Here is a 12,216-nt window from a genome sequence, read left to right as displayed (position 1 = left end):
TGATCCCCGAGTTCGTTAAAAGACCATTCAATCGCGCACTACCCCCGCCATCACCGTTCTCGCGAAAACATGAGACTTCCTGTGTCTCACGGATGACAAGATTCCTCAGTCACCCCGATAGATCATTTCATCATTCACGCGGTGGCCACGCGCCTCATGCATGAAAGACATCATGTCTCATATATCGCCTCATTCCTTGTCATGGCTTCCTGACAATTCACCCCAATACGCTTCGCCTTTTGCAAATCGCATCGCGAATGATCACCAGACAATAAGCGTAAGTTGTTGTGAACTATTGTGAATTTAGTTGGCACACTTAATGCCCCTGTAAAGTCACGGCATCACAACTGATAGACACATATCAGAGTACAAGAACGGCGCAGGACAATGCGTCACACCAGGGGAACTTCCAGCATGTTCAAGCCACGGATTTGTCTGGCCGCTTGCATGGCCACAGTGCTGGGGGGCTGCGCCGCAGTCGAGCCGAAATTCGATAATGTCGAGCCAGTCGTCGGGCCGCCAGTCACCTCAAACAATACGCCTTACAGTGAATGTCTTGCCTCATTGAGCCGTATTTCAGGCGCGACAAACCTGCCAGTCATCGCCGTCGGGCAGATCACTGACAAGACAGGGCAACGCAGCTATTCGACAGTAACCGAAAGCGCCGCCGTCACTCAGGGTGTCTCGGAAATGTTGATCAGCGCGCTCTACAAGACTCGCAAGGTTCACCTGACAGAGCGTCTTGATGTTCGCGTCCCGCTGGCCGAGCAGCAGCTTTACGAGAACAAGGCCATGGCCTATGCACCACGCAAGCTGGCCGTCCTCCCCTCGCACTTCGTGGTTCTCGGTGCCCTCACTGAGCTCAATTACAACATTTCCAGTGGTGGCACTCGCCTGTTCGTCAGCGGAATCGGGGCCGGATTGCGGACCGCCGTCATCAATGTGGGTCTGGACCTGCGCATGGTCGACATCCGCACCTTCCGCACCGTCTATGTCACCAGCCTGCAGAAGCAGGTGGTGGGTTACGAAGTCGAAGCCGGCATCTATCGCTTCTTCGGCAATCAGCTGGTCGAGTTTGATTCCGGCGCAGTGCGCAATGAACCACTGCAGCTGGGCGTGAGATCAGTCGTGGAGATGGGCGCCTACCAACTCCTGACTGAAGGCCTGGGACTTCCTGTACCTGCGGGGCAGGAATGTGAACTTCACCCGGGACAGCATGTTGCAGCGAAAGACGGCAACACGCAGCAAGTGGCCGCAGCCAATACGGCATCAGGCAGTACCGCAGCAGTCGCAACACCGTTGAGAGAAGCACCCGCAACAGAGGCACCTGCAACAGAAACATCGGCAGCATCCAGCGCAGCACAATAAGTCAACATTCATGAGGAACATGACAATGACTACCTATAATAAGCTCGCAGTCGCCATCGGTCTCGTAAGTGGTGTGATGATGGCAAGCCAAGCGCAAGCCTTCAATAACGTGGATTGGAATTGGGATGGGTATGTCAATACTGATGTCAATATTGATGTCTATATTGACCCGAAAATCAAAGATCCAGGCGGCCTGGTGATGATCGAAAGTCTGCAAAAGCAGATCGGTGACGTCAGCTCCGAAGCCATCGTCAGTGATGTCAGCTACGGTGCAGGTGAAGCAGGTGACCCTTCCATCGAACTAGTTGATAGCCTCAGTGCAGGCAGCAGCGCGTCATCCGCTGCGAATGCACACAGCTGGAATCATCATTCAGCAGCCAATGCGAGTGCAGATGCAGTTGCAAACGCTAACGCTGATGTCGATGTCTATATCAGCTATGCCGGCTCCACGCCTAATCCTGACATTACTCGCCTAGAGTCGCTTGAGAATGCCGCTACTTCGGTGGGCAACAATGTCTCGGTGGATAGTGATGCCATGGTCAACCTACACAATGAGCAGTTCTTGGCGGGTTCTGGTGGCTATTTCTTCTACCCGGGCACTGCTGAAGTCGAATCATTGGCCAAGGTCGACAACATTCTCAACCTGAGCGTGGACAATGCCGCGACCTCCGTAGGCAACAATATGTCGGTCACTCTGGATAGCACTGATATCGATAGCGCCCTGATTGCCGACAATACCCAGATGAGCTTCGCCAACATCAGCTCGACTGCCAAAGTCAGCAACATCACGCTGGATCTGCCGCCGACAGGCAGCTTCGAAGGCCCGGTCATCAATAATGCCGCGACCTCCGTGGGTAACAACATGTCCATCAGCGTCGGCCCCGTGACTCCGTAACCCCTCTGCAGGCAACCAACACACGCGGGGCAACCCGCGTGTGTTTCAGCACCTGCTGACATCAGACGTCTCACGCATCAGACACTGCATCTTTCACAGACCGAAAGGAGCAAGACATGAATGCTTTCACACGTATCAGCCTGGGAGTCGTGGGCGCGGGATTCCTGCTGGCCGGTAGCGCCAGCGCCAACTCGTTGATGGGCCCCTTCCCCTACGACTTCCCGGCGCGCAGTGCAGAAACCGCGCTGATCCTCTACGAGAGCAAGAAGGCCGGCAGCCTGGGGGAAGGGTCCGAGACCAATATCGGCGCATATACGCTCAATACCGGCAGCAGTACCTCGATCGGCAACTGGCAGCAGATTGAACAGACCCTGAGTGACGGCTCTACCGGCACCATCGACAGCACGGCGGACCAGTCCGCCGATGGCAGCTCGCAGACGTCGTCAACGGATTTCACCATCACCCACAACAATGCGGATGATGAAGAGGAAGAAGCCCCATGATGTCCCGCCCGGGCAAGGCGTGACGGCCCAGGCAGGGCACTTGAGAACATCAGACTCACGTGTCAAACGTGAGGAGAGAGTTGGTCATCATGCCAACGGGTGGGATGAGATATCTGACCCTCGCGCGCAGCGGAAAAAACCCACTAAAAGCCGCCATGATCATCTCTCACGTTTGAGTAAGCTTGGAAAAGGACACGCAACAACCCGCATGACGAAGACTCAACGCTTGGGGAGCGTGTGTCCTTCCGAGAGGCTGTCACCAGAAGCAGCCCGACAATTATGCTCCTGCGGCGATGCTCTACGAGCTGCTGACAGGGGTCCAGCAGCAAGGGAACATCACTCATGACCGCACTGAAGGCTCACCATCAGGCTACGCCGATCACCACTGCGTTGAATCTGACTGTCGACTCCCCCGCACGGGTGAAGTCTCTACCGACAGGCCGGCCTAACGGTTTTGAGGGGTTCATCGGAGGCTCATCGTCCATGCAGACCCTCTATCGCACCCTCATACAGGTCGCCCATTCGGACGCCCCCATCTTCATCACCGGCGAAAGCGGCAGCGGCAAGGAGCTATGCGCCACTGCCATCCACCGCCACAGCCCGGTACGCGAAGGCCCTTTCATCGCCGTCAACTGTGCTGCCATCCCGGCGGAGCTATTGGAATCACAGCTGTTCGGGCATGTGCGTGGCGCCTTTACCGGTGCCGTCAGTGCCCAGCAGGGCCTGGCCGTGGCAGCGGATGGCGGGACGCTGTTCCTGGATGAGATCGCCGAACTGCCCTTGCCACTGCAGAGCAAGCTGTTGCGCTTTCTGCAGACCGGCCAGGTGATGCCCGTGGGCGCGACACGCACGGTCGAGGTCAACTGCCGTATCGTCTGCGCCACGCATCAGGACCCGCGTCAGCTGGTGGAGACCCATCGATTCCGCGAAGACCTCTTCTACCGCCTGCACGTCATCCCGCTCAAGGTGCCGCCCCTGCGCGAGCGCGGAAGTGACATTCTCGAGATCGCCAACGGCTTGCTGAGTCGCATGGCCAGCCACGAAGGCAAGCATTTCACCAGCCTGAGCGCCTGCGCGGAACAGGCGCTGCTGGCCCACGATTGGCCGGGCAACGTGCGCGAGCTGGAAAACACCCTGCGCCGCGCCATCATCCTCCACGAGGGCGAGAGTCTCACGGCCGCCATGCTGGACCTGCCAGCACACGGCGGCTCACACGAGAGACTCGAGCACGCACCACCCGGCGCCGAGAACCAGGGCCTCTGGCAGCGCCCGCTGTGGATGGTGGAGCGGGATGCCATCGAGACGGTGATAGCGGCATGCGATGGCAGCATTCCGCGTGCCGCTGCCATTCTGGAAATCGCCCCATCGACCATCTATCGCAAACGCCTCAGCTGGCAGGCCCATCACCCCGGCTCATCCGCCGCGCATTGAGCGCCGAAAGACGAGCAGACGCCAGACGCAAAAAAGCCACCCCGGAGGGTGGCTTTTCTGTTGGCTGCCGAATTCATCCTGCGACTTCATCCGCTAGCCAGAATTGGCTGGGGTACCAGGACTCGAACCTGGGAATGCCGATACCAAAAACCGGTGCCTTACCACTTGGCTATACCCCAATTTGGTGGCCAGAGACGGAATCGAACCGCCGACACGGGGATTTTCAATCCCCTGCTCTACCAACTGAGCTATCTGGCCGACCGGAAGACACAAAAAAAGCCGCCTGGGCGACTTCGATATCCTGCGTTCTTCGTTCATCTACAGAAGCCTGAAGATGGTGCCGGCTAAAGGAGTCGAACCCTCGACCTACTGATTACAAGTCAGTTGCTCTACCAACTGAGCTAAGCCGGCACAAAGAACTCATGATATGAGTCTTCTTACTACGTTACTGCATGTCAGCTGGCTGGGGTACCAGGACTCGAACCTGGGAATGCCGATACCAAAAACCGGTGCCTTACCACTTGGCTATACCCCAACACTTGGTGGCCAGAGACGGAATCGAACCGCCGACACGGGGATTTTCAATCCCCTGCTCTACCAACTGAGCTATCTGGCCCTTGCCAACGAGGACGTATTAAATAGAAAACCTTTCCCGACGTCAACCCTTGCTTATCAAGAATTTGGCGTCGTTATTCGTCTTCCATCGCCCTCGCCGTCTCGTCAGACTTCGTAGCCCTGTCCGCCCTGCGCTTCGCCCTTGGCGGCGGCGTCAGTCGGGACGAAACCTTCGGCCTGATCGGTCTCTTCGTTGCGGAAGAAACGCTCCATCTGCTCCATCAGATAGCGACGGCTGTCGGCATCCATCATGTTGAGGTGCTTCTCGTTGATCAGGCGTGTCTGCAGCGCCTGCCATTCTTCCCATGCCTGCTTCGAGACGTTGGCCCAGATATCCTGGCCCTTCTCGCCCGGCAGCGGCGGAAAGTCGAGACCCGGCAGGTCCTGGTCATACTTGCGGCAATGTACGGTACGCATGGGTAACTCCGTAAGAGAACTGGATGTCAGTGCGGTTGAGCGCCGAGCCTTCGCCAGACGCTCAATCGATTGCCTCATTCTCGCACGCTTGAGCGGGTTTCCCCCAGGCGTCCGAGGCCTGTCGATGAGAGCGACTCGCTCACAGCCCGAACAGATCATCCGTGCAGCGTGCCAGCAGCGCCTTGACCGGTGCCGGCAGGCCCACGGCATCCGGCGCGGCGGGGTCGACGAAACGACGGTCTGCTCCGTGTTCGTTGACGCCATCCTCCGCCGACGGCGTCAGTTCCGCCGCTCCCAGCTGGACCGGCTGCGGCGTGATGGTCAGCCGGAAGTGGCTGAAGACATGCTCGAAACTGTCCAGCGGCGCCTCCAGATGCGCGCCTCGCGCTTCACGGGCGACCCACTCCCGCGCGGCCTCGCGGTCCTCGACCAGCGGCGGCGCCCACAGGCCGCCCCAGATGCCCGTCGGTGGGCGTCGTTCGAGCAGAATCCGGCCCGTCTCGTCACTGACCAGCAGCATCAGCGTCTGACGTGTCGGAATAGCCTTCTTGGGCTTGCTCTCGGGGAAGCGCTTTTCCTCGCCGCGTGCATGCGCCACGCAGACTTCCTCGAAGGGGCAGCGCGTACAATCCGGCTTGCTACCGCGCGTGCACAGGGTGGCCCCGAGATCCATCATCGCCTGGGTCCAGTCCGCCAGCCGCATCTGCGGGGTATAGCGCTCCGCCAGCGTCCACAGCTTGCGCTCCACGGCCGGCCGACCCGGCCAGCCTTCCACGGCATGCAGGCGAGCCAGCACGCGCTTGACGTTGCCATCGAGAATCGGCGCCCGTTGTCCGGTGCTGATGCTGATGATCGCCCCGGCGGTCGAGCGCCCGATACCTGGCAAGGCCGACAGTGCCTCGACACTCTCGACCGGGAAGGTGCCGCCATACTCAGCGACCACCTGTTGAGCGGCCTTGTGCAGATTGCGCGCCCGGGCGTAGTAGCCAAGCCCCGTCCACAGGTGCAGCACCTCATCGATCTCCGCCGCCGCCAGCGCGGCGACATCCGGGAAGCATTCCATGAAGCGCGCGTAATAGGGCAGCACCGTCGTGACCTGGGTCTGCTGGAGCATGATCTCCGAGACCCACACACGATACGGGGTGGTGTTCTCCTGCCAGGGCAGGTGCTTGCGGCCATGCTCATCGAACCAGTCGAACACGCGGGCCTGGAATTCCTCCGGGCTCAGCGCAATGCTTGCCACGCCTGGCGGGGCGTGGGTATCAGACGCCGCCACGTCAGGCGTGGCCGCAGTGTCAGGTACCGCCATCAAGACTTCCTCTACTCGTGACTCGTACCATGGCGCGCCATGGTCTGGGCTCCAACGGCAGCACGCCAGCCCCGAGGGACTGGCGTGCCGGTCTTGCTGTACAAGGAGCGCGTGAATCAGTTGAACAGCCCCTGAATCGCGCCCTTCAGCTTGTCGCTGGCGCCTTCGCCCAGCTTGTCATCGATCTTCTTGCGCGTGTCTTCATCGAGCTTCTCATCCAGCTTCTCGCTGACCTTCTCGCCCGCCTTGCGCTTGGCTTCATCCTTGGCCAGTTCCGCGGCGGCCGTCTGGAAACCCTTCTGGTCGAAGCCGCACCATTCGCCCGGCTCACCGCTCAGGTTGCCCTGACACTGCACCGGGAAGCGCAGCTTGACCAGACGCGGATTGACCTCACAGGCAGCGTCATCCGTTCCTTCGATGAAGCGCGCCGCCACGTTGTAGTCAAAGGCTTCGGTCGGCAGGTTGAGCTGCCCCTTGCCATCTAGCGCGATACCCGGGATCGCCAGTGCCAGATCCTGATTGCTGATCACGCCATTGGTGACCTTGAAGCTGCCCTGTGCGCGTTCCAGCGGGGTATTCGCCGCCCAGTCACGCGAGGACGTCTTGCCACTCAGCGTCGCCACCGTGGTGCACATCTTCTCGGACACGTTGACGTCGAGTATCTCGCCATTGCGGATCTCGAAGTCACCCGAACCATTCAGGTTGCGCTTCATGCTGTCGAGTTGATTGGTGCTGGTGGTGTAGTCGCCATTGAGCGTCAGACGGCCACGCAGGATGTCATCCTGCTCAGGCGCCAGCGCCTTGAGGAATGGCGCGATATCCAGATTGGTCAACTTCTCGCCGAAGCTCATGGTCAGCGGTGTCTTGCGACTGTCGATGCGGGCACTGGCTGCCAGGCTACCGCCGTACAGACTGGCCGTCAGGCTATCGAGCTGCTGCAGTCCCGGCTGGCCGGACAGCTTGGCGGACACCTTGCGCATCTCGAGCCCGGATGCCGTGAGGTTCGCGATGTCCAGCTGGCCCTTGAGCCCGAGAGTTCTGAGCAGCTCCACCGGCAACACCTCTGCATCGCCGTCAGCCGCGTAGGCCGGCGCCACCAGTCCTGCCGTCACCCCCGTACCGAGACTCGCAATCTTCTCGCTGGTCTGCGGCGGGAGGTAGTCATCCAGATTCAGCGCATCGACATCCAGATCAAAGGTGATCTGCGAGGCATCGAAGGAGGAGCCGAGACGTCCGTTGATGGTGGTGTCATCCAGTGCCATCACCAGGTTGGTCAGCTGTACCTGTGACAGATCGCCCTTGAGCGGGCTGGAGAATGCCAGCGAGGTCAGTGCATCGCCGCGTGCCGTCTGCGGTGCCTGCATGCCGACCCGCGTCATCCACGCCTTGGGTGACAGCGGGGCCAGCTTGAACTGCCCGCTGTAGCTCAGCGCCTCGCCCGTGATGTCACTGGCCTTGAGCGCCCCGCTCAGACGCAGGTCACTGCCCGAGGTCAGCAGCAGATCGGAAAGCGTCGCGGTGCCTTCGGCAAGATCCGCTTCCGCCCCGAAGGTCGCCTTCACCGGCAGCGCCTTCTCTCCCAGCGACGGTTCGTTGAGCGAGGCATCCAGCTCCCCACCCTCGATGCGATAGCGCTGCTGCTCGGTATCCAGTGTCAGGGTATCGATCTCCAGCGCCAGCTGCTGGGACTGCTCGCTCAGCGACGGCATGCTGGTGGCGGTGTCCAGGCTGATGCCGGTCAGGACATGGCGACCGTTCTGAAGGTCCAGCGCCACCTTGCCGTCCAGATTGATGGTGCTGCGCAGCTCAGGCTCACGCCCCTCCGCCACGAAGGACAGCTCCACCGGGAACGCCTTGGTCGGGCTGACGTTGCTGGAGCTCAATGCCAGCTCATTGAGCGTCATGTCGAGACCGCTGGCAGCGTCCTGGTAGGTGATCTGCCCATTGGTGACCTGAATCGAGGCGATATCGAGATTGACGGCCATGCCTTCAGCGCCATCGCTGACACCGGCATCTCCCTGCGTCTCATCGGCCATGGCGACACCGGCACTCTTGGCGGGAGGCAGAGCCTTGTCCGCCGCACCGCTCTCGGCGGCATCGGCAGCATGCTGCAACAGACTCTCCCAGTTGCCTCGCCCGTCAGCGTCTCGCTTGAGGTCCAGTTTCAGGCCATCGAGGAACACGCCCTCGACCTCCACCTCACCGCTCAGCAAGGGCGCGAAGGACACCCCGACCTCGGCACGCTTGAAGGAGGCGAAGGGTGTCTGGTCGTGAGCCTGCTCCGGCAGCCAGGTCTGGGCGTCCTCGACACTGACGCCCAGGCGCGGGTAGAACGACCAGTCCAGCGGACCGTTCAGGGCCAGCTCCAGCCCCGCCTGGTCCTTGACCGCCTTGACCAGACGCGGCTTGAGATCATTCGGGTCTAGGAAGGTGGTGACATAGATCACCCCCGCCACCACGACCAGCGCCAGTACTCCGACGATGGCCAGCAAGGCCCTGAACAGTGCTTTCATCTGCGTCCTCCCTTTGACACGATGAGATGTCCGGGCTGCCTTCGCTCCTGAAGGCATTGCCCGGCACGTGTGAATGATCCCGATTGTCGCACCTGAGGGCGCGAACGTGCGCCCGATGCCAGACGCCAGCGTCAACGTTCACCTGCGGTGGACAGGCCCCGGCGTCATCAGTTCCTGTCACGCCGGTCCAGCCGTCAGCTTTCGCTATCTGTCTGGGCCAGCACGAAGCCTTGCTGCTCGGCATCCTTCACGTAACCGAGCCGCGACAGCAGAAGCTCGTCAGCCAGCGTCAATCCTTGATCCGGCACGACCAGCAGGCGCTCACGCGCCGCCGCTTCCAGCGACATCAATGCCATCAGGCGCGTTCCCACCCCGCGTCGACGGGTGCTCTTGCGCACGCAGCAATGACGGATGCGCCATGCCCTTCCATCGTCCTCGCACAGCAGGGCGCCGATATGGCGATCATTGAAGAAGGCGGTGCAGAAGCGATGACCGGTCTCCAGGCTGGCCTGAATGAACTCATCCGGCGCGAGTGGCAGGCGTTCACCGGGGGCTTCGTGATAGATGCGTGACAGGTCGATGCGCACTTGCTCATCGGCCTGCCAGCGTGCGTGATCGATCATCTGAAGAGTGACCGGCATGGTGAGATCCTCGCCCGCGATATGAATGCCCGCCATTGTAGCGGATGCCGTTGTCCTTTCTCTATAATGACGGGCTGGGCAGGCAAGGACGACGCGTCTGCCATCGATCAGTGACCCGCAACCTCGACAACGTCACTGGATCACGCTTTCACTTGCGACATCACATGACAACAACCACATGATGCGCACTTCCCGGCCGGACTGGACATACGCCTCTCACACCCAGGCCCCAGACTGCGCCAGACCTCATCAGCCCCGAAGCCGCGGTGAGGTCACCGACCGCTGGAGAGACATCATGGCAGAGCGTATCGCCGAGGTTCATCGCAACACCTCGGAAACCAAGATTCGGGTTCGCATCAATCTGGACGGCGAAGGCAAGCTGAGCGCCAACACCGGCGTGCCCTTCCTCGAACACATGATGGACCAGATCGCCCGTCACGGCGTGATCGACATCGACGTCGACTGCGACGGTGATCTGCACATCGACGACCACCACACCGTCGAGGACATCGGCATCACTCTCGGCCAGGCCTTCGCGCAGGCGCTCGGCAACAAGGCCGGCATCCGCCGCTACGGCCATGCCTACGTGCCGCTGGACGAAGCCCTGTCACGCGTGGTGATCGACTTCTCCGGTCGCCCGGGCCTGTTCATGCAGTGCGAGTTCACGCGCGGCAACATCGGGCGTTTCGATACGCAGCTGTTCTGGGAATTCTTCCAGGGCTTCGTCAACCATGCCGGCGCCACGCTGCACATCGACAACCTCAAGGGCTTCAATGCCCACCACCAGGCGGAGACCATCTTCAAGGCCTTCGGCCGTGCCGTGCGCATGGCGGTGGAAGAGGACGAGCGCATGGGAGGCCGCATCGCCTCCACCAAGGGCTCGCTGTAAGCGTCGTGACGCGCGGCCAGAGGATGTGTCGCCAGCCATTGCCGCTTGCCGGGCACCGGGTGGCACTTCCTCTGCATGAACATCCAATGCCGGAGTCCCCTCCGGCCTGCGGGAGAAAGACATGACGATTGCCGTCATCGACTATGGCATGGGCAACCTGCACTCCGTCGCCAAGGCACTTGAGCATGTGGCTGACGAGAATGTCGTGATCACCAGTGACCCGCGCGCCATCCGTGGTGCCACCCGCGTGGTGCTGCCCGGTCAGGGCGCCATCCGCGATTGCATGGGCGAGCTTGAGCGCGCCGAACTGCGCGGGCTGGTCGGCGAACTGCTGAGCAACCACAGCAAGCCGCTGCTGGGCGTGTGTGTCGGTCAGCAGATGCTGATGGAGCGCAGTGAAGAGAACGGTGGCATCGATTGCCTCGCCTACTTCAAGGGCGACGTGAAACGCTTTGATGACAAGCAGCTGGACGAGCACGGCCAGCGTCTCAAGGTGCCGCACATGGGCTGGAACCACGTCGCCCACACCCAGGGCCATGCGCTGTGGGAAGGCATCGAGGACAACTCGCGCTTCTACTTCGTGCACAGCTTCTATGTCTCGGCTGCCGAGCGCTCACAGGTCTTCGGCGCCACGCATTACGCCGGTGCCGAGGCGCACGTCGCCATCGGTGAGGGCAGCCTGTTCGCGGTGCAGTTCCACCCGGAGAAGAGTGCGGCCGCCGGCCTCAAGCTGCTCGAGAATTTCGTCCGCTGGCAGCCCTGAGGGCTCACCTGCGTGACCGTCGGTGCCTGCCTTGCGAGTCGGGCACCGATTCATCCGCCTTCGATATACCGACGACAATTCAGGCGTGCCAAGACACGCCGAGAGGACACCCGACATGCTGGTAATCCCCGCGATCGATCTCAAGGACGGTCAGTGCGTACGCCTGAAGCAAGGCCGCATGGAAGACTCCACCAACTACGGCGATGACCCGCTGGCCATGGCCGCGCGCTGGGTCGAGGCCGGTGGTCGCCGCCTGCATCTGGTCGATCTCAACGGTGCCTTCGAGGGCAAGCCGGTCAATGGTGACGCGGTGACACGCATCGCCCGCGCCTACCCGGAGCTGCCGATCCAGATCGGCGGTGGCATCCGGGATGCCGCGACCATCGAGCACTATCTGGAAGCCGGCGTCGGTCAGGTCATCATCGGCACCAAGGCCGTGAAGGAACCGGCCTTCGTCGCCGAGATGTGCCGCGCCTTCCCGGGCCGCATCATCGTCGGTCTCGATGCGCGTGACGGCTTCGTGGCCACCGATGGCTGGGCCGAGGTCTCCACCATCAAGGCGACCGAGCTTGCCAAGCGTTTCGCCAATGACGGCGTGTCCTCCATCGTCTACACCGACATCGCCCGCGACGGCATGATGCAGGGCGTCAACATCGAAGCCACCGTGGCGCTGGCCCGCGAAGGCGGCATCCCGGTGATCGCCTCCGGCGGCGTGACCAATCTGGATGACATCCGTGGCCTGGCTGAAGTGGCCGATCAGGGCATCCTCGGCGCCATCACCGGTCGCGCCATCTATGAAGGCAGCCTGGATATCGCCGAAGCACAGGCGCTGTCCGACGCCATCACCGGCCGCACGGCCTGAGGGGAGCGAT

At 61.3% G+C, this 12,216-nt stretch carries 11 protein-coding genes and 5 tRNA genes; 7 read left to right on the top strand and 9 right to left on the bottom strand.

Translation table 11 applies throughout. The annotated features are described in order from the left end of the window. Positions 1-414 precede the first annotated feature (414 nt). The 4 genes from AC26AR_RS01045 to AC26AR_RS01030 all read left to right on the top strand — a co-directional run bounded on the left by AC26AR_RS01045 (position 415) and on the right by AC26AR_RS01030 (position 4,197). The gene (locus AC26AR_RS01045) at positions 415-1,368 is read left to right on the top strand and encodes a CsgG/HfaB family protein (RefSeq protein ID WP_077378566.1); all 954 of its coding nucleotides are present in this window, start codon (positions 415-417) and stop codon (positions 1,366-1,368) included. 25 nt (positions 1,369-1,393) lie between these two features. Beyond that, complete coding sequence (locus AC26AR_RS01040; RefSeq protein ID WP_488107405.1) at positions 1,394-2,263, top strand: hypothetical protein; 870 nt, start codon at positions 1,394-1,396, stop codon at positions 2,261-2,263. A gap of 116 nt (positions 2,264-2,379) precedes the next feature. Next, positions 2,380-2,766 carry a hypothetical protein gene (locus AC26AR_RS01035; protein ID WP_136939121.1) on the top strand — a complete coding sequence of 129 codons (387 nt, stop codon included), beginning with the start codon at positions 2,380-2,382 and terminating at the stop codon, positions 2,764-2,766. 342 nt (positions 2,767-3,108) lie between these two features. Further along, a complete protein-coding gene (locus AC26AR_RS01030; protein ID WP_077378557.1) occupies positions 3,109-4,197 on the top strand; it encodes a sigma-54 interaction domain-containing protein in 1,089 nt (362 codons plus the stop codon). 104 nt (positions 4,198-4,301) lie between these two features. Here AC26AR_RS01030 and AC26AR_RS01025 read toward each other — a convergent pair. From AC26AR_RS01025 to AC26AR_RS00985, 9 genes are all read right to left on the bottom strand, one after another. Then, positions 4,302-4,376: transfer RNA gene (locus tag AC26AR_RS01025), tRNA-Gln, on the bottom strand. 3 nt (positions 4,377-4,379) lie between these two features. Beyond that, a tRNA-Phe gene (locus AC26AR_RS01020) sits at positions 4,380-4,455 on the bottom strand. A 77-nt stretch (positions 4,456-4,532) separates the two neighbouring features. Then, positions 4,533-4,608 (bottom strand) — tRNA-Thr (locus AC26AR_RS01015). Positions 4,609-4,657: 49 nt separating this feature from the next. After that, positions 4,658-4,732, bottom strand: a tRNA-Gln gene (locus AC26AR_RS01010). 5 nt (positions 4,733-4,737) lie between these two features. After that, positions 4,738-4,813 (bottom strand) — tRNA-Phe (locus AC26AR_RS01005). A 104-nt stretch (positions 4,814-4,917) separates the two neighbouring features. Next, positions 4,918-5,229, bottom strand: coding sequence for an oxidative damage protection protein (locus AC26AR_RS01000; RefSeq protein ID WP_077378554.1), 312 nt, complete (start codon positions 5,227-5,229; stop codon positions 4,918-4,920). Positions 5,230-5,368: 139 nt separating this feature from the next. After that, entirely contained in the window at positions 5,369-6,538 is a 1,170-nt protein-coding gene (mutY, locus tag AC26AR_RS00995; RefSeq protein ID WP_488107404.1) for an A/G-specific adenine glycosylase, read from the bottom strand. 116 nt (positions 6,539-6,654) lie between these two features. Beyond that, on the bottom strand, positions 6,655-9,051 hold the full coding sequence (locus AC26AR_RS00990) for an AsmA family protein (RefSeq protein WP_488107403.1): 2,397 nt from the start codon (positions 9,049-9,051) through the stop codon (positions 6,655-6,657). 194 nt (positions 9,052-9,245) lie between these two features. Further along, entirely contained in the window at positions 9,246-9,692 is a 447-nt protein-coding gene (locus AC26AR_RS00985) for an acetyl-CoA sensor PanZ family protein (protein ID WP_077379332.1), read from the bottom strand. A 295-nt stretch (positions 9,693-9,987) separates the two neighbouring features. On the opposite strand from AC26AR_RS00985, the gene hisB reads away from it, so the two are divergent. The 3 genes from hisB (at position 9,988) to hisA (ending at position 12,206) form a co-directional block, all read left to right on the top strand. Then, positions 9,988-10,581, top strand: a complete 594-nt coding sequence (gene hisB, locus AC26AR_RS00980; RefSeq protein WP_077378545.1) for an imidazoleglycerol-phosphate dehydratase HisB — start codon at positions 9,988-9,990, stop codon at positions 10,579-10,581. A gap of 121 nt (positions 10,582-10,702) precedes the next feature. Beyond that, a complete protein-coding gene (gene hisH / locus AC26AR_RS00975) occupies positions 10,703-11,344 on the top strand; it encodes an imidazole glycerol phosphate synthase subunit HisH (RefSeq protein WP_077378543.1) in 642 nt (213 codons plus the stop codon). A 115-nt stretch (positions 11,345-11,459) separates the two neighbouring features. Further along, positions 11,460-12,206 (top strand): 1-(5-phosphoribosyl)-5-[(5-phosphoribosylamino)methylideneamino]imidazole-4-carboxamide isomerase, encoded by a 747-nt coding sequence (gene hisA, locus AC26AR_RS00970; RefSeq protein WP_077378540.1) that lies wholly within the window; start codon positions 11,460-11,462, stop codon positions 12,204-12,206. The last annotated feature ends 10 nt before the right edge of the window (positions 12,207-12,216 follow it).

It is taken from the genome of Cobetia sp. PS-4MA (assembly GCF_057670765.1).
The sequence above is the reverse complement of the archived record's forward strand: the minus strand, read 5'-3'. Positions and strand labels throughout refer to the sequence as shown.

Coding starts and splice junctions, on each gene's coding strand:
- hisB (WP_077378545.1), top strand. CDS start 9,988: ATGGCAGAGCGTATCGCCGAGGTTCATCGCAACACCTCGGAAACCAAG.
- AC26AR_RS01035 (WP_136939121.1), top strand. CDS start 2,380: ATGAATGCTTTCACACGTATCAGCCTGGGAGTCGTGGGCGCGGGATTC.
- AC26AR_RS00990 (WP_488107403.1), bottom strand. CDS start 9,051: ATGAAAGCACTGTTCAGGGCCTTGCTGGCCATCGTCGGAGTACTGGCG.
- hisH (WP_077378543.1), top strand. CDS start 10,703: ATGACGATTGCCGTCATCGACTATGGCATGGGCAACCTGCACTCCGTC.
- AC26AR_RS01030 (WP_077378557.1), top strand. CDS start 3,109: ATGACCGCACTGAAGGCTCACCATCAGGCTACGCCGATCACCACTGCG.
- AC26AR_RS01000 (WP_077378554.1), bottom strand. CDS start 5,229: ATGCGTACCGTACATTGCCGCAAGTATGACCAGGACCTGCCGGGTCTC.
- AC26AR_RS00985 (WP_077379332.1), bottom strand. CDS start 9,692: ATGCCGGTCACTCTTCAGATGATCGATCACGCACGCTGGCAGGCCGAT.
- AC26AR_RS01045 (WP_077378566.1), top strand. CDS start 415: ATGTTCAAGCCACGGATTTGTCTGGCCGCTTGCATGGCCACAGTGCTG.
- mutY (WP_488107404.1), bottom strand. CDS start 6,538: ATGGCGGTACCTGACACTGCGGCCACGCCTGACGTGGCGGCGTCTGAT.
- hisA (WP_077378540.1), top strand. CDS start 11,460: ATGCTGGTAATCCCCGCGATCGATCTCAAGGACGGTCAGTGCGTACGC.
- AC26AR_RS01040 (WP_488107405.1), top strand. CDS start 1,394: ATGACTACCTATAATAAGCTCGCAGTCGCCATCGGTCTCGTAAGTGGT.